Origin of the sequence: Pseudomonas typographi, assembly GCF_014694385.1 — a bacterium.
Classification (GTDB): Bacteria; Pseudomonadota; Gammaproteobacteria; order Pseudomonadales; family Pseudomonadaceae; genus Aquipseudomonas; species Aquipseudomonas typographi.
On record NZ_JAAOCA010000018.1, the window covers coordinates 52,456 to 67,491 of the forward strand.

17 protein-coding genes are annotated in these 15,036 nt (G+C 62.0%); 10 read left to right on the top strand and 7 right to left on the bottom strand.

The window, feature by feature from the left end; genetic code table 11:
• Positions 1-327 precede the first annotated feature (327 nt).
• From HAQ05_RS29500 to HAQ05_RS15125, 3 genes are all read right to left on the bottom strand, one after another.
• On the bottom strand, positions 328-1,098 hold the full coding sequence (locus tag HAQ05_RS29500) for an RHS repeat-associated core domain-containing protein (RefSeq protein ID WP_190421999.1): 771 nt from the start codon (positions 1,096-1,098) through the stop codon (positions 328-330).
• An 83-nt stretch (positions 1,099-1,181) separates the two neighbouring features.
• Entirely contained in the window at positions 1,182-2,054 is an 873-nt protein-coding gene (locus tag HAQ05_RS15120; RefSeq protein WP_190422000.1) for a carbon-nitrogen hydrolase family protein, read from the bottom strand.
• On the bottom strand, positions 2,051-2,635 hold the full coding sequence (locus HAQ05_RS15125) for a GNAT family N-acetyltransferase (protein WP_190422002.1): 585 nt from the start codon (positions 2,633-2,635) through the stop codon (positions 2,051-2,053). The genes HAQ05_RS15120 and HAQ05_RS15125 overlap by 4 nt, the downstream gene beginning before the upstream one ends.
• Before the next feature lie 109 nt (positions 2,636-2,744).
• Between HAQ05_RS15125 and HAQ05_RS15130 the strand changes: the two genes are divergently transcribed.
• Together HAQ05_RS15130 and HAQ05_RS15135 are read left to right on the top strand one after the other, a co-directional pair.
• Entirely contained in the window at positions 2,745-3,140 is a 396-nt protein-coding gene (locus HAQ05_RS15130) for a ketosteroid isomerase-related protein (protein ID WP_190422005.1), read from the top strand.
• 130 nt (positions 3,141-3,270) lie between these two features.
• The gene (locus HAQ05_RS15135; protein WP_190422007.1) at positions 3,271-3,831 is read left to right on the top strand and encodes a flavin reductase family protein; all 561 of its coding nucleotides are present in this window, start codon (positions 3,271-3,273) and stop codon (positions 3,829-3,831) included.
• Positions 3,832-3,842: 11 nt separating this feature from the next.
• Here the strand turns inward: HAQ05_RS15135 and ttcA are convergent, their stop codons facing one another.
• On the bottom strand, positions 3,843-4,667 hold the full coding sequence (gene ttcA, locus HAQ05_RS15140; protein WP_190422133.1) for a tRNA 2-thiocytidine(32) synthetase TtcA: 825 nt from the start codon (positions 4,665-4,667) through the stop codon (positions 3,843-3,845).
• A gap of 168 nt (positions 4,668-4,835) precedes the next feature.
• Between ttcA and HAQ05_RS15145 the strand changes: the two genes are divergently transcribed.
• Positions 4,836-5,327 carry a SprT family zinc-dependent metalloprotease gene (locus tag HAQ05_RS15145; RefSeq protein WP_190422009.1) on the top strand — a complete coding sequence of 164 codons (492 nt, stop codon included), beginning with the start codon at positions 4,836-4,838 and terminating at the stop codon, positions 5,325-5,327.
• Between the two features lie 71 nt (positions 5,328-5,398).
• On the opposite strand, the gene HAQ05_RS15150 is transcribed toward HAQ05_RS15145, so the two are convergent.
• Complete coding sequence (locus tag HAQ05_RS15150; protein WP_190422011.1) at positions 5,399-6,151, bottom strand: SRPBCC family protein; 753 nt, start codon at positions 6,149-6,151, stop codon at positions 5,399-5,401.
• 84 nt (positions 6,152-6,235) lie between these two features.
• Positions 6,236-7,009, bottom strand: a complete 774-nt coding sequence (locus tag HAQ05_RS15155; protein WP_190422013.1) for an ABC transporter ATP-binding protein — start codon at positions 7,007-7,009, stop codon at positions 6,236-6,238.
• Between the two features lie 216 nt (positions 7,010-7,225).
• On the opposite strand from HAQ05_RS15155, the gene HAQ05_RS15160 reads away from it, so the two are divergent.
• The 3 genes from HAQ05_RS15160 (at position 7,226) to HAQ05_RS15170 (ending at position 8,938) form a co-directional block, all read left to right on the top strand.
• Positions 7,226-7,444 (top strand): CbtB domain-containing protein, encoded by a 219-nt coding sequence (locus HAQ05_RS15160; RefSeq protein WP_190422015.1) that lies wholly within the window; start codon positions 7,226-7,228, stop codon positions 7,442-7,444.
• 42 nt (positions 7,445-7,486) lie between these two features.
• Positions 7,487-8,227 carry a CbtA family protein gene (locus HAQ05_RS15165; protein ID WP_238936538.1) on the top strand — a complete coding sequence of 247 codons (741 nt, stop codon included), beginning with the start codon at positions 7,487-7,489 and terminating at the stop codon, positions 8,225-8,227.
• Positions 8,228-8,368: 141 nt separating this feature from the next.
• A complete protein-coding gene (locus tag HAQ05_RS15170; RefSeq protein ID WP_190422019.1) occupies positions 8,369-8,938 on the top strand; it encodes a GNAT family N-acetyltransferase in 570 nt (189 codons plus the stop codon).
• 20 nt (positions 8,939-8,958) lie between these two features.
• Here HAQ05_RS15170 and HAQ05_RS15175 read toward each other — a convergent pair whose 3' ends face one another.
• Positions 8,959-9,318: a hypothetical protein gene (locus tag HAQ05_RS15175; protein ID WP_190422021.1), complete on the bottom strand. Its 360-nt coding sequence runs from the start codon at positions 9,316-9,318 to the stop codon at positions 8,959-8,961.
• A gap of 201 nt (positions 9,319-9,519) precedes the next feature.
• On the opposite strand from HAQ05_RS15175, the gene HAQ05_RS15180 reads away from it, so the two are divergent.
• The 4 genes from HAQ05_RS15180 to HAQ05_RS15195 all read left to right on the top strand — a co-directional run bounded on the left by HAQ05_RS15180 (position 9,520) and on the right by HAQ05_RS15195 (position 14,988).
• Positions 9,520-10,518, top strand: coding sequence for a sulfate ABC transporter substrate-binding protein (locus HAQ05_RS15180; protein WP_190422024.1), 999 nt, complete (start codon positions 9,520-9,522; stop codon positions 10,516-10,518).
• Positions 10,519-10,837: 319 nt separating this feature from the next.
• A complete protein-coding gene (locus HAQ05_RS15185) occupies positions 10,838-12,946 on the top strand; it encodes an acyltransferase family protein (RefSeq protein WP_190422026.1) in 2,109 nt (702 codons plus the stop codon).
• A 172-nt stretch (positions 12,947-13,118) separates the two neighbouring features.
• Complete coding sequence (locus HAQ05_RS15190; RefSeq protein ID WP_190422028.1) at positions 13,119-13,292, top strand: con-10 family general stress protein; 174 nt, start codon at positions 13,119-13,121, stop codon at positions 13,290-13,292.
• 331 nt (positions 13,293-13,623) lie between these two features.
• Complete coding sequence (locus HAQ05_RS15195) at positions 13,624-14,988, top strand: MFS transporter (RefSeq protein ID WP_190422030.1); 1,365 nt, start codon at positions 13,624-13,626, stop codon at positions 14,986-14,988.
• Positions 14,989-15,036: the final 48 nt, after the last annotated feature.

The window sequence follows — 15,036 nt, forward strand, 5'->3', positions numbered from 1 at the left end:
ATAAGCTGGGGGAATGCCTCCGTAGCCCCGGCCATCCGTGGCGCCCAGCATGGTGTGCAATATTTGACCAAAAGGAGCTTTTGCTGACGTTTTTGTGGCCGTTTCTTGCCCACATACGCCAGGAGGCTGTTTTCGCTGACTTTTATCCTATATTTACCTGCATCAGCCTGTGCATAACCTGGGGGTGGCTGCCCAGCGCCCCCGGCCAGCAAGGCCCATCGCCGATTGAGTATAAATTGAACAATTGCCGAGGCCCGTGGGCATGAGCGGAGCCACACCAAGCGGTACGCCGACACAGATTCTAACCTCCATAGCAGAATGCCGCCCTCAAAGTGTCTCGCGAAATATTGGTACCTTTGCATTTAGCGCATCAGCCAATGGAATGTCTGGACAGTCTGCTGGATACACCACAACCGAAGCCTCTTCCTGAAAACGGACTTTCATAGCTCTGCCGCGCTTTGCCCTAACCACTGGGAGGGCCAAGGGTCCATAATCAGGGGCCGGTTCAGCAGGCAAACGCAGCGAGGGTCGAGCGGCTGGGGACTGAGGCGCAAGGTCGCTTAACCCCCTGTCTATAGGGGCCTGCGCGCGCTTGCGAAATCGATTAGACACAAACCCATCCGGTGCACCGCCCCTGCTGAAACGATTAAACTTCGGCAACGGCCCCCCGTCTCGCCACAGGTTGGCCGTGGTGTTGGTACGCAGCGAGGCGGCCGGCGTTAGTGTTGTAGAAAGGTCGCGCAGCGGCCCTCCACGGTTTTTACTTACCCTACCCAGCAAACGGCGCAAGGCCACAAAGAACTGCCCGGTGGGGTCTGCCCTGTTCACCGGCTCCGCCCCGCAATAGGCATAGCTGTTCAGCCCACCTTCTGCGAAGGGGCTGAGCACATCAGGCTGGATAAACCGCATCTGCGCAGGGCCGTAAGCGCGTCGGCCATGGCCAAGGACATAAAAAGTGCCATGACCGTCGAGCCGTTGGCCGTGAAAGCCGCAGGCACCCACTGCGCCCGACGTATATCCCGCCGGGGTATACCCTGCTCGCGGGCCGCCGGCACCGAGCACGCTATGGGCCATATCCGTGATCAGCAGCATCGTCATGGCTTCACCTACCAATTCGGTTCAGCCTACCGTAACGCATATTCGGGCCGCTCGAAAACTGGTAGATCCAATAGGTTGACACCTCATAACACTTCCCACTGCAATGGCCAATCCCGCCGCGTAAACACCTGGCCCTCGTCTCGCACACGGCGCAACGCCGCCAGCTCCAGGTCGGCGAACAGCCATTGGCTTGACGCCGGGCACAGTTCGGTGCTTTCAGCCACCACGCCATTGGCCGGCTGGCCATAGTCGGGCGGCACGTACAGCCCAGCCCGGCCAATGTTCTCATCCAAAGCCGCCGACCAGTTCGCCCGCCCCACGGTGGCCGATTGCAATACGGCAACCTGGTTTTCCAGGGCACGGGCCTGGGCGCCAATGCGTACTCGGTAATAGCCGGCTTCAGTGTCGGTGCAACTGGGAGCCAGAATCAGGTCGGCGCCCTGTTCAGCCAGGGTGCGGGCCAGCAACGGGAATTCATTGTCGTAGCAAACCAAGATGCCCACCCGGCCAAAGGCCGTGTCGAAGCTGCGCAGGCCCTCGCGGCCGCCGTGTACACCCCACACCTCGCGCTCGAAGCGGGTCATGATGAGTTTGTCTTGGTGGCCCAGCTCACCGTCAGGCCCGAACAGCCAGGCGCGGTTACGGTAGCGGCCGTCGTCGTCGAGCACGGGCAGGCTGCCAGGTTGCAGGTAAACCCCCAGCCGCCGTGCAAGCTGTTCGCACAGTGCGCGCCAGCGCGGCACCAACGGCTGGATACCGGCCAGGCTGGCGTGCAAGTCGGCACACTGCGCCGCTGGCAGTTGGGCGCTAAGGACCAGCCCGGCGTATTCCGGCAATAGCAACACCTGGGCGCCCTGCGCGGCCGCGGTTTCACATAGCTCGGTGAGGTGCGTGGCATAGGCGGCCCAACTGGGCCAATGGTCGATGGCGTATTGGCAGGCGGCGAGGCGGATCATAAGCGCTTAAGCCAAAACACCATGGGCTTGACCGACGGCGCCCGTTCGTCCAGGTCTTGCCAGTTAAATTCGGCGCGCAGCTCAGGGTGCGGTTCGAAGCCCTGCGCGCGCCACAGGCCGTGCAGCGGGTAATAACCCGGCGGCTGGCGGGGGTGGTCCGCGGGGCGTTGGATAGCGCAAAACCCGCACCAGTCGAAATGCCCCAATCGGCGGGCGTGGCCCTCACGCTCAGCGAAAAACCTTTTGCCGAAACCTAAACCACGAAACGCCGGTAGCAGCAAGGACTCACCAAAATAGAACACCTTGTTGACGTCATAGCCGGCGGCGAGGAATGGCATTTTTACGTTGTCGGTTTCATCGGCCAGCGGCAGTGCAGTGGCCGCGCCCACGATCATTTGCCCGCTACGCACGATCACGCACAGGCTGTTGGCCGAGCGCGTGTAGGTGGCAAGGTATTGCGCTTCATACGCCAATGTACCGTCGTACAGGTAGGGAAATTCACGGAACACACTGATGCGCAAGCGCGCAAGGCCTGGGATGTGCGGCTCAATGGCCGCGCCGTGGTAAAGTTCGATCTGCATAGGGGCGTTCTGGCAAATGGAAGGCGCAGGCGGGTATGCCGGGGGTTGGGCCCTTAACCTATCATAGCTGCCCGAACCCACAATAGTTGTGCAGGCCACAGGAGCCCCCATGAGCACCCACGACGTGATCGCCGCCTATTACGATGCCTTCAACGCAGGCAACATGGACGCCTTTATGGCTGTACTGAGCGACGATGTCGTGCACGACATCAACCAGGGCGAGCGGCAGCACGGCAAGGCCGCCTTCGCTCGCTTCATGCAGCATATGAACCGCTGCTACCGCGAACGCCTCAGTGACATCACGATCATGGCCAACGGCGAGCGCGCTGCCGCCGAATTCATCGTACACGGCCAGTACCTGGCCAGCGACGAAGGCCTGCCGCCTGCCCGTGGTCAAAGCTATACCCTGCCGGCGGGGGCGTTCTTCCTGGTCAAAGGTGGCCAGGTCGCGCGGGTGACCAATTATTACAACCTCAACGATTGGCTCGAACAGGTGGGCGAATAAAGCCGGCACGCGACGGGCGAAGCACCGGCGGCCAACGGAGGGCTGCTGATGCCATTCGGCCCACCCCGGCGGGATAACCCACCACCCCAGGTGGTCCAACGTTCGTTCGCCCAGCTGATTGGAGCCCGCTATGCCACGCTGCCCGCGCAAGGAACCCTTCCCCACCCACCAAGTGCGCCGCTACCTGGAGCCCGGCCCGATCGTACTGGTCAGTTCCCAATGGCAAGGTCAACAGAACATCATGACGCTCGGCTGGCACACGGTGCTTGAGTTCTCACCTTCACTGGTCGGGCTGATGATCAGCGCGGGTAACCATAGCCATGACATGGTTCGCAAGGCCCGGGAGTGCGTAATCAACGTGCCCACGGTGGCCTTGGCTGATACGGTGGTAAAAATCGGTAACTGCAGCGGCAGCGACACCGATAAATTTGCGACCTTTGGCCTCACCGCCCAGGCGGCCAGCGACGTAGGCGCGCCGCTGGTTGGCGAATGCCACGCCTGCTTCGAATGCCGGTTGTTCGATGATGCCCTGGTGGGGCGCTACAACTTCTTTATTTTCGAGGTGGTCGTGGCCCATGTGGCCCCGCGCCCCGCGTACCCACGCACCCTGCACTACACCGGTGACGGAGTGTTCACCCGCTCCGGCGGCCAGTTCGAACGCCGCGCGTTGTTCCGCCCGCAAATGCTCTAGTAGGGTGTTCCCTACAGGTTCATCACTTCGACGAACCGCGATGCAGCGCTGGCGTCGATGCGCAACTCAGTGAAGTTGAACAGGTTGCGGTCGGCCAGTTGCGACGGCACCACGTTTTGTAAACCACGGAAAATGCTATCAGTGCGGCCGGGGTGCTGGCGCTCCCACTCCACCAACATGTCCTTGACCACTTGGCGCTGCAGGTTCTCCTGCGAGCCACACAGGTTGCAGGGGATGATCGGGAATTGCTTCAGGGTCGCGTACGCCTGGATGTCTTTCTCGGCGCAATAGGCCAGCGGGCGGATCACCACATTACGGCCATCGTCGGCCAGAAGCTTCGGCGGCATGGCCTTGAGCGCACCGTTGAAGAACATGTTGAGAAAGAATGTCTCGACAATGTCGTCACGGTGGTGGCCCAGGGCCATTTTCGTCGCGCCGATCTGGTCGGCGAAGGTGTATAAGGTGCCACGGCGCAAGCGCGAACACAGCGAGCACGTGGTCTTGCCCTCGGGGATCAACGCCTTCACCACCGAGTAGGTATCCTTCTCGATGATGTGGTACTCCACGCCCAACTCCTTGAGGTACGCCGGCAGCACGTGCTCGGGAAACCCCGGCTGCTTCTGGTCCATGTTCACGGCCACGATATCGAAACGGATCGGCGCCACTTTCTGCAGGTGCAGCAGCACGTCCAACATCGTGTAGCTGTCCTTGCCGCCGGACAAGCACACCATCACCTTGTCGCCATCCTCGATCATGTTGTAGTCGGCGACAGCTTCACCGGCGAGGCGGCGCAGGCGTTTTTGCAGTTTGTTCTGGTTGACCGAAAAGGTGCCCATGGCGTTGTGTAGGTCCGCAAGGTAAGCCGTAAAGGCGCGCATTCTACCGCTATCGGTGCAGCCCTGCAGCACGCTGGGCGCTGAAAGCGAAACCACCTGGCAGAGGACAAGCGGCTCGGCAGAACCGTCGGGATGGGTGCATAATCCTCCCACTGGAGCGATGTAACCATGTCAGACTGCCTTTTCGAACGGGTCGAACGCTGCTTCGTGCAGGCCGAGACCTTTTTCAAACGCCCCTTTACCCGCCCTGAAGTGAGCCTCAAGCTACGCGGGCAAAGGGCCGGTGTTGCCCATTTGCACGAAAACAAATTGCGCTTCAACCTGGAGCTGTTCGAGGAAAATACCGAGGATTTTCTGCACCAGACAGTGCCCCATGAAGTGGCGCACCTGGTCGCCCACCAAATGTTCGGCGAACGTATCGCGCCGCACGGCCACGAATGGCAACTGATCATGCGCGGGGTCTATGAACTTGCGCCGTTGCGCTGCCACACCTACGCCGTTAAACGCCGCCAAGTTACCCGCTATATCTACCACTGCCCCTGCGCCAGTGAGTTCCCCTTCAGCGCCCAGCGCCACAGCCTGGTGCGCCAGGGCCGCCGCTATTTATGCCGGCAGTGCAGGCAAACCCTGGTATTCAGTGGCGAAACCCGCCTGGAGTGAGCACCTTGGCCGGTGGCGGTGTGTAGCAATCCGGTGCCGCGATGGGCTGCGGCCACACCAATAGCCGTGCTTCAGTCGCCTTCAGGGCTGGCGGGGTGCACGAAGATAAAGTCGTTGGCGTCTTTGTCTAGTACCTCAGCTTCGCCGGTTTCCACTTGTTGTTTGACCCGTTGCAGCAACTCGCGCAGGGCACCGTCGGCAAAGCGGCTGAGTTTGCCGGCAAATACCTGGCCAGCTCTGCTGGGAAATGGGGCGGCGCTCAGTAGCACGCGCAACCGGGTGCCCTCGCCATGGCGCGGCAGCCTCAGGCTGGCTTGAACCTCCACCGGCCAGCGGCTATCAGCGGGGGTGCGCCAATGCAAGCCATCACCTTCCGGCACGGGGTGCTGTTCCAGTACCCAATGCAAGGTCCGCTCACCAGGGCCACGTACGGCCCAGCGATACACCCCTGGGGCGGTCTCTTCGATGGTGTCTACCCAAGGCAGCAATGCACCGATATTGGCGGGGTGGTTGCAGAACGCCAACACCTCATCAAGCGGTTTGTTTACGGTAATACTGCGCACAGCCACCGCGCTGGCCAGGGCGCTGTCGACCGGCGAGCTTTGCGCGCACAGCCGCGCCTTGGCCGGGCAATGCCCCCGGTAGCCGCGCCAGCCGGCCCAGGCCCCAGCGGCCACCTGCAGCAGCCCGCCGGCCCCGCCTTGGCGCAAGCCATTGGCGATCAGCACACTGCTGCCGGCCAAGCACAGCGCGCGCTCAGGCGCATCCAGCGCACCGGGGGCGGTGTTGGCGGCGGCATTGGCACTGCGGAGGCGGTCGGTCATGGTGTGGTCCTCGTGAAAATAATATGTTCACCTTCTGAACCGCGCACGCGAAGAAAATTTCCTCCCCCGCGACCGGCCGCACGTTCAGGCATGCCAGCAACGATACCAACCTTCTTGCTCGGTGATGCGCAGCGGCGTGTGGTACAGCCGTGACAGGTTGTCGCTGGTCACCACCGCGGCCTTGGGCCCATCGGCAACGATTTTACCTTGGTCCAGCAGCACCACGCGGTCGATTTCCGGGATGATCTCATCGATATGGTGCGTCGTGATGATCATGCCCCTGCCCTGCCCACAGAACTTGCGCATCAGCGCCAGCATGCCGAGGCTGGCGCCCATGTCCAGGCCATTGGCTGGCTCGTCCAGGATCAGCGCCCGCGGCCCATGCACCAGGGCCCGCGCCAGCAGCAGGCGGCGCTTCTGGCCGGTAGATAAACGCTGGAACATTCGCGCTTCGTACTCGGCCATGTCCACCGTGGCGAGCATCGCCCGCGCCTGCGCGACCTGCTCAGCAGTGGGCTGCAGATGGCCATGGGCGCCAATTGCGCCGAAAAACCCTGAAGTCACCACCTCAAGCGCCGTGGTGTGCGGGGTGTAGTCCTCTTGTAGGTCTTGCGATACGAACCCGAGCTTGGCACGCAGCGCCCATAGGTTCACGGTTTCATCGCCGAACAGCTTCAGGTAGCTGCCATCGCGTACCCGCGGGCAGATTTCCCGGGTCACCAACTTTAGCAACGTGCTCTTGCCGGCGCCGTTGGGCCCGAGAATGGCCACGCGCTCGTGTTCGCCGATGGTCAGCGAGAACTGCTCGAACACCTGGTGCTGTTGCTGGAAGGCTGAGACATTCTTGAATTCGATCATGGGCTTCAGACTAAACGGCCGGGGGGAACGAAGTGTCGGGCAAGCCGCGCCACGCTGCAAGCTTGCTGCTTCTAACCTGTGGCCCTATGCTTGCACCACGCAGCAGGAAGCCGGTGCAAGCCCGGCGCGGTCGCGCCACTGTAATCGTTGATCGAGAGCCAGACCCTGTTCCGTGCCCATTACCCATCACCGGGACGCGCTTTCCCAGGAGTTCACATGACCACTCGTACCGCAAGCAGCCCATCCGGCGACCTTTCGCTGCCCGCCCTGCCCTTGGGCCAGATCCTGCCCTGGGCCATCTTCGGCGGCCTGCTGCTGATACTGGCGCTGTACTTCGTCGGTGCCGAGCAAGGCGCCACGTCGATGTTTTCCGGCACCGCGGTGCATGAGTTCGTGCACGACGGTCGCCACATGCTGGGTTTCCCCTGCCATTGACACCGGAGCTTCTACATGACAGGTAACTTGCTGCTGCGCGGCCTGTTCGCGGGCCTGCTGGCCGGCATGCTGGCGTTCGGCTTTGCCACGGTGTTCGGCGAACCCCAGGTAGACCGCGCCATCGCTTTCGAAGAAAGCACCGGCCACGAACACAGCCACGGCGATGCCAGCGCCGCGCCGGAAGAAGAGGAAGTGTTCAGCCGGCAAACCCAGGCGGGCATCGGGCTATTCACCGGTGTGATGGTCTACAGCCTTTCCATGGGCGGGTTGTTTGCCCTGGTATTCGCCTATGCCATGGGTCGCCTTGGTGCGTTTGGCCTGGGCCCGCGCGGCCTCGCCGCGCTATTGGCGATGCTGGCGTTGGTCGCCGTGTTCGTGGTGCCGGGCTTGAAATACCCGGCCAACCCACCCGCAGTGGGCGACCCCGCCACCATTGGCCAACGCACCCGGCTATTCTTTTTGCTGATGCTGGTTTCGGTGGCGGCGATGGTGCTGGCCATCAATGCCGCCAGGGCGCTACTGCCGCGCCTGGGCGGCTGGAATGCCACGTTGCTCGCCGGGTTGCTTTATGGGGCGGTCATGGTGGCCGCCGCCGTGGCATTCCCCACTTTCAACGAGGTGCCGGAGCACTTCCCGGCAAGCCTGCTATGGCAATTCCGTGTCGCCTCCCTGGGCATTCAAGTGGTCCTGTGGGCCGCCCTGGGGCTGGCCTTTGGCTGGCTGGCCGAGCGTTACCTGCTGGGCGCGCCTAAGGTGCGGCGCGGGGCGCGCTTGCGCGGCTGAACGCAGGTGGGGCGTTCAGTGTGGTGTTTCAGAGGTTCGCACAACAGTTGCAGCAAAAGGCACCGTCAAAATTGTGTAGCCAATTTCTGAAACACCACACTTAGGTATCATCAACGACCTCGATAGCCCGGAACCGCCCCGATGATCACCCTGCGCCCCATGCAAGCCCCAGACTTCGATCGTTTCTGGCCCACCTTCGAAGCCGTAGCCAAGGCACAAGCCACCTACGCCTACGACCCGGCAACCTCCCGCGAACAAGCCGAAAACCTGTGGTTGGGGCTGCCATTGCAGACCTGGCTGGCCGAAGAAAACGCCCAACTGCTCGGCAGCTATTACCTCAAGGCAAACGCCGCCGGCCCCGGCAGCCACGTGAGCAATTGTGGCTATATGGTCTGCGAAGCCGCCCGCGGCCGGGGGGTGGCGCGGTTGATGTGCGAGCACTCGCAAGAGCAGGCACGCCAAGCCGGCTTTTTGGCCATGCAATTCAACTCGGTAGTGGCCAGCAACGAAGTGGCGGTGGCGCTGTGGCGCAAGCTTGGCTTCGAAGAAGTTGGCCGCCTACCTAAGGCTTACCGCCATCCCCAATTGGGGTTGGTCGATTGCTTGGTGATGTATAAATGGCTGGCGGAGCCTGCCCACGAACGCGCGGCCCTGATCGGCCGCAAGAACATCGAGGCGGAAGTATCCCGCCCCCGGCAAGGGCGCCGATAGCCAACGCTGCCACAGCTACGCTACAGGCAGGTCGCGACGGTGGCCTGGCGCTTTTGCGCCACCTCGCCACTGCGTGGGTTGCCATAAAAACGCAGCACGCTACCGGGGCCATTAGGATTGATGTCTACGAAATAATCCGAAGCGTGGTCCGACACCGTGTATTGGCCGTTGCCGGCACGCTCGGTGAAGGCGTCCGCCACGGCGCCGAACAAAGCTTCGGACTGCCACGTGGCCTCCACGCATTGCGCCAGCTCTTGCGGTGGCCGGGCAGACTCCAGCGTTCCGATCGGCCCACCGTCCCGGGTGTGGTCCATCTTGTAACCGGCACACCCGGCCAGCGCTAACGCCAACAGCGCCACGGCACCCACGTTTCGTTGCATCGTTGCACCCTCGCAAAAGCGCCGACTATATCACTGCCAGGGCGGGCAAGCCTTCCAGCCATTACCGGCAATGCCGCCGGCCTTGCACGCCACCCACTTTTAAACGCATAAGGTCAGCACGTTACGTACTTTCGGCGGGGGCGGCCGCCAGCTATAGTCGCGAGCAGCTTTTGCCCTGCCACATAAAAGGACCTTTCGCACGTGAAAAAACTGTTAAGCGCCTCCCTGCTCGTTGCCGGTATGGCCTTGGCCGGCTCGGCCCTCGCCGCGCCCACTACCCTACTGAACGTCTCCTACGACGTAATGCGCGACTTTTATCGCGACTACAATGCCGCCTTCCAGAAACACTGGGCCGCCGAGCATGGCGAGAAAATCAACATCGATATGTCGTTCGGCGGTTCCGGCAAGCAAGCTCGCTCGGTGATCGACGGCCTCCCAGCCGATGTGATCACCATGAACATGCCCACCGACATCAATGCCTTGGCCGACAACGGCGAACTGGTACCCAAGAATTGGGCCAGCCGCCTGCCAGACAACAGCGCCCCGTTCACCTCGGCCACGGTATTCATCGTGCGCAAGGGCAACCCCAAGCAACTGAAAGACTGGCCAGACTTACTCAAGGACGGCGTACAGGTGGTGGTGCCTAACCCCAAGACCAGCGGTAACGGGCGTTACACCTACCTGTCGGCTTGGGCCTATTCACTCAAGCACGGCGGTGATGACGCTGCGGCGCGGGCGTTCGTCGGCAAGCTCTTCAAGCAAGTGCCGGTGCTCGACACCGGCGGCCGGGCCGCCACGACGACCTTCATGAGAAACCAGATCGGCGATGTGCTGGTGACCTTCGAAAACGAAGCGGAAATGGTTGCCCGCGAATTCGGCCGCGACCAGTTCGAGGTGATCTACCCGAGTGTGTCTGCCGAAGCTGAACCACCGGTGACGGTGGTCGACAAAGTGGTAGACAAAAAAGGCAGCCGCGCGATCGCCGAGGCGTACCTGAAGTTCCTGTGGTCGCCTGAAGGCCAGCAGATCGCAGCCGACAACTACTTACGCCCGCGCGACCCTGCCATCGCCGCCAAATACACTGATCGTTTTCCCAAGGTAGATTTGATCTCGGTGGAAAAAACCTTCGGTGACTGGCGCACCGTGCAAAAAACCCACTTCGCCGACGGCGGCGTGTTCGACCAGCTCTACCAGCCATAACCGGAATGAGGTGTTTCCGCAGTGGGCGGCACATAGTAGGCGCGGCCTGTTGCCGGCGGGCCAGGCCATAACCCTGAGATGACTCGTCGCGGCGCCTTGCCCGGCAGCAATGCTCATGCGCCTATGCGGGTACGAACGTCTCAAACAGCCCACCCGTGCCCGTACCTTTAAAAGCAGGCGCGGGCCTGCTACTCGACAAAGCGACGCCACTGCGGTAAAAAAGCCACCTATCCCCTCCAAACGCCCTGCCCCGCTGCCTATGCGCAGTGGCGGTAGCGTGGGCGTTGCCAAGCGTTTCCCCCCTTCCAGGCCGAGCCCCATGCACACCCCCAACCCTGTTGCTTGCGTGCCCTATCGCGCGGAAGTCGACGGCCTGCGCGCCGTCGCCGTCATTCCGGTGATCCTGTTCCATGCCGGCGTTGCGCACATGGCCGGCGGGTTCGTTGGCGTCGACGTATTCTTTGTGATCAGTGGCTATTTGATTACCTCGATCATTCTCGCCGAACTGGCGCAGCAGCGCTTTTCCCTGGTCAGCTTCTATGAGCGCCGTGCCCGGCGTATCCTGCCGCCACTGTTGTTGATGATGGCGGCCTGCTTGCCCTTGGCCTGGCTGTGGCTCGATCCCATCTCCCTGAAGGGTTTCGCAAAAAGCCTGGTGGCGGTGCCGTTTTTTTCTTCCAATGCGTTGTTTTGGATGGAAAGCGGCTATTTCGACGCCGGGGTGGACGCCAAGCCGTTAATCCATACCTGGACGCTGGCCTTGGAGGAGCAGTATTACGTGCTGTTCCCCTTGTTGCTGATGCTCGGCTGGAGGGTCGGCCGCCGCACGCTGCTGCCACTACTCGGGTTGTTGGCGGTTGCCAGCTTGGCCTTGGCCGAGCATGGCGCGCAGTTGGCCAGCAGTGCGGCCTTCTATTTGCTACCAGGGCGTGCGTGGGAACTGTTGGTCGGCTCGTTACTAGCCTTTTGGTTTAGCGCCCATCCGCGCCGGGTGCCTGCCGCCGGCTGGCACCACGAGGCCGGCGGGCTTCTAGGCTTGGGGTTGATCGGCTTTGCGGTATTCAGCTATGGCAAGGCCACGCCGTTCCCTGGGCTGCACGCCTTGGTGCCGACAATGGGCGCGGCGCTGGTGATTACCTGCACCAGTGCCAAGACCCTGGCCGGGCGTTGGCTGGCCAGCCGACCACTGGTAGCGGTGGGGCTGGTCAGCTACAGCGCCTACCTCTGGCACCAGCCATTGTTCGCCTTGGCGCGCAACCGCAGCCTGTTACCCCCAAGCCTTTCGTTCATGCTTGGGCTAGCAGCGCTGTCCCTGTTGCTGGCATGGCTGAGCTGGCGCTTTATCGAAACGCCGTTTCGCGATAAGCAACGGGTAAGCCGAAGGCAAATCTTCACGGGCAGTGCGCTGGCCTCATTATTGTTCGTCGGCCTGGGCTTGGCCGGTTATCAGCAGCAGGGTTTCCCACAGCGCTACGACATAGACCCGGCAATGCTCAAGGCCTTCGAAGACCCGACTATCCGCACAGCCTGCGACCGTGGCTACGACGGGAGCGGCTTTGGTATCGGCTTATGCTTTTTCGGGGCGCCGGCCGGTGCCGACGGTGCGGCCGTAGCCGTGTTCGGTGACAGCCATTCCGAAGCCCTGTTGCCGACCTTCGCTGAATTGGGCGAGCGCCTGGGTTTGAGCGTGGTGCACCTGGGTGTCGGCGGCTGCCCACCCCTGCTGGGGGTGGCGGTAGCTGCCGGCAATTACGCCCGCGGCGCCTGTGAAACCTTGGCCCAGCGGCAGTTCGATTACGTCAAGGCCCACGGCATCCGCCATGTGGTGCTGGTTGCGCGCTGGTCGCTGTATACCGACGGCGGTTACGAGGGCGAACGCAAGGTTCGATATTTTTTGGTCGATGCCCAGCATATGGCCCAAGACCAAGCCACCTCCCGGCAAGTGTTCCGCGCAGGGGTGCAGCGCACGGTCGAGGCCTATAGGGCCCTGGGCGTTCAAGTCGACGTACTGGCCCAAGCGCCACAGCAACTGGCCAGCCCACGCACTGTGTATTACCGGCTGGCGCACGTTGGCCAAAGCGATGCACAAAAATTGCAAACGGTACAAGCGTTGTCGGTGCCTTATGGGGCGCACCAACGGTTACAACAGTTTAACCGTGGTGTGTTCGAAACAATGGCGAGCACCGGGCAGGTTCGCCTCTTCGACCTTGACGGCGTGTTCTGTGATACCCGCCGCTGCTTGCTCGGCGACCCGCAGCAATCTTGGTATAAAGACAACGACCACCTCAATGGCGAGGGTGCGTACAAGGCTATGCCAGTGGTGGCACAGATGCTCGACGCTCAAGCCATGGCCAGCGGCATAGCCGTTTCCCAGCCAAATGCAAGAACATTGCCCGGCGCCCCGGGCGCTTATTTATTAGGGCGATAAAACGCCAAGCACTTAATAAATCGATAGAACAATTAACAGGTCTACATATTTAAATTCTCAACTTACCGCTCATCGGGCCTATTAAAAAAGAGTGAGTCATGTATCGCCGGCGGCCGGTCACAGTTCTTACCTGAACCATTCAGGTATGAACATTGATACTTAGGAGAGCATCATGAGCAAAAGCGGAAATAGCAACCCCGGCAACTTTGCAAACGATCGCGAAAAGGCCTCCGACGCCGGCAAGAAGGGCGGGCAATCCTCGGGGGGCAATTTCTCCCACGACCGCGAGCGTGCCGCCGAGGCTGGCCGCAAAGGCGGCCACAACAGCCATAGCGGCAGCCGCTGACCGGCAAACGTAAACGCTGAAAAACGGCCGGTTAACCGCCAGGTTATCCGGCCGCCGTCGCTGGCGCGGCTTGGCTAAGGGCGATAGCACCTGGCGCCGGCGCATCATTTCGCGGGCATCTTTCGCTGCCGAGCCGCGTTGTCGCTGCTCGCCATACCCTGGTTATGATCGGCCATCGCGCCGTACTCGAAAATAGCGTTTACCCGTCAATACCAGGGCAAACCGCCGAGCCACCACACCAGGCATGCTTGCCCGAAAAATCTTACAAAATTGATCAAGCCAACTGCTAGGCTAAGGCCCGCTGCTGTTTTATAACCTTTTAAGGACGCCAATGGCCGGCCCTACCGATGGTTTACCCCGCGAGCGCTTGATCCCCGCCATGATCGCCGTATGCCTGGCCGTTGGCATGGCCACCCTCGATACCGCGATCGTCAATACCGCCCTGCCCACTCTGGCGGTTAACCTTGGTACCGACGCCGCATCAGTGATCTGGGTGGTGAATACCTACCAGTTGGTGATGGTCGCAACCATCCTACCGTTCGCCTCGCTCGGCGAGGTACTTGGCCACCGCCGTGTGTATTTGGCTGGGTTGTGGGTGTTCGTACTGGCCTCGCTGGTGTGCGGTCTGGCCTGGTCGCTGCCATCGCTGGCCATAGCGCGGGTCGCGCAGGGGCTGGGGGCGGCGGCCTTGATGAGTGTAAATGCAGCACTGCTGCGCTTTATCTACCCTTCGCGCCAGCTCGGCAAAGGCATGGGCATCAACGCGCTGGTGGTGGGAATGTCGTTTGCCCTGGGGCCAACGGTGGCCTCGGCGATTCTTTCACTGGCATCCTGGCATTGGTTATTCTTGATCAACGTTCCGCTGGGCCTAGCAGCCGGCTGGATGGCCTCGCGCAATTTACCGCAGTTTGAGCGCTCGACCCATGTGTACGATCGCGGTGCAGCGCTGTTGTGCGCCGGGCTGTTCGGCGGCCTCACCTTGGCCCTGACCACCGGTGTACAGGGCGTATCCCCTGTGGCGACCGTGTTGGAACTGCTGCTGGCGCTGCTATGCGGCGCCTGGCTATTGCGCCGCCAGGCTGGCCACCCGGCGCCTATCCTAGCCCAAGACCTATACCGCCGGCCGCTGTTCGCGTTGTCTTCGCTGACCTCGGTATGTTCGTTCAGCACCCAGGGCCTGGCGTTCGTGGCATTACCCTTTTTGCTGCAGCATCAGCTTGGCCATAGTCAGGTGGCTACAGGCTATCTCATTACGCCGTGGCCGGCGGTGGTGGCGTTGATGGCCATGGTGGCCGGGCGCTTGGCGGACCGTTACCCGCCGGGGTTGCTCGGCGGCCTGGGTTTGCTGGCGCTAAGCGCGGGGATGTGCAGCCTGGCCCTGCTACAACCGGGCGCCAGCGCGCTGGACATCGGCTGGCGCATGGCGCTGTGCGGTGCTGGTTTCGGTTTTTTTCAGTCGCCCAACCTCAAAGCGCTGATGACCAGCGCCCCCACCTCACGCAGTGGCGGGGCAAGCGGCGTGGTCGCCATATCGCGGTTGGTGGGGCAAACCCTGGGCGCTTCGCTGGTCGCGCTGTGTTTCCACCTGTCGCCCGGTGCCGGGCCGCAGGTCGCGCTGTGGCTAGGCTGTGCTTTCGCCCTGGTTGGGGCGATCGCCAGCGGCCTGCGGCTTTCCGGGTTCGCCCGCGCTATCTAAGCCTGTAGGGTGTTCAGCCGTTCAACCGAACCGCTGAAACACCAAGAT

What these genes read in the sequence shown, in the direction of transcription:
- ttcA (WP_190422133.1), bottom strand. Translation starts at nt 4,667, where the DNA reads ATGGGCACCTTTTCGGTCAACCAGAACAAACTGCAAAAACGCCTGCGC.
- HAQ05_RS15190 (WP_190422028.1), top strand. Translation starts at nt 13,119, where the DNA reads ATGAGCAAAAGCGGAAATAGCAACCCCGGCAACTTTGCAAACGATCGC.
- HAQ05_RS15170 (WP_190422019.1), top strand. Translation starts at nt 8,369, where the DNA reads ATGATCACCCTGCGCCCCATGCAAGCCCCAGACTTCGATCGTTTCTGG.
- HAQ05_RS15155 (WP_190422013.1), bottom strand. Translation starts at nt 7,009, where the DNA reads ATGATCGAATTCAAGAATGTCTCAGCCTTCCAGCAACAGCACCAGGTG.
- HAQ05_RS29500 (WP_190421999.1), bottom strand. Translation starts at nt 1,098, where the DNA reads ATGACGATGCTGCTGATCACGGATATGGCCCATAGCGTGCTCGGTGCC.
- HAQ05_RS15135 (WP_190422007.1), top strand. Translation starts at nt 3,271, where the DNA reads ATGCCACGCTGCCCGCGCAAGGAACCCTTCCCCACCCACCAAGTGCGC.
- HAQ05_RS15195 (WP_190422030.1), top strand. Translation starts at nt 13,624, where the DNA reads ATGGCCGGCCCTACCGATGGTTTACCCCGCGAGCGCTTGATCCCCGCC.
- HAQ05_RS15125 (WP_190422002.1), bottom strand. Translation starts at nt 2,635, where the DNA reads ATGCAGATCGAACTTTACCACGGCGCGGCCATTGAGCCGCACATCCCA.
- HAQ05_RS15150 (WP_190422011.1), bottom strand. Translation starts at nt 6,151, where the DNA reads ATGACCGACCGCCTCCGCAGTGCCAATGCCGCCGCCAACACCGCCCCC.
- HAQ05_RS15120 (WP_190422000.1), bottom strand. Translation starts at nt 2,054, where the DNA reads ATGATCCGCCTCGCCGCCTGCCAATACGCCATCGACCATTGGCCCAGT.
- HAQ05_RS15175 (WP_190422021.1), bottom strand. Translation starts at nt 9,318, where the DNA reads ATGCAACGAAACGTGGGTGCCGTGGCGCTGTTGGCGTTAGCGCTGGCC.
- HAQ05_RS15160 (WP_190422015.1), top strand. Translation starts at nt 7,226, where the DNA reads ATGACCACTCGTACCGCAAGCAGCCCATCCGGCGACCTTTCGCTGCCC.
- HAQ05_RS15145 (WP_190422009.1), top strand. Translation starts at nt 4,836, where the DNA reads ATGTCAGACTGCCTTTTCGAACGGGTCGAACGCTGCTTCGTGCAGGCC.
- HAQ05_RS15185 (WP_190422026.1), top strand. Translation starts at nt 10,838, where the DNA reads ATGCACACCCCCAACCCTGTTGCTTGCGTGCCCTATCGCGCGGAAGTC.
- HAQ05_RS15130 (WP_190422005.1), top strand. Translation starts at nt 2,745, where the DNA reads ATGAGCACCCACGACGTGATCGCCGCCTATTACGATGCCTTCAACGCA.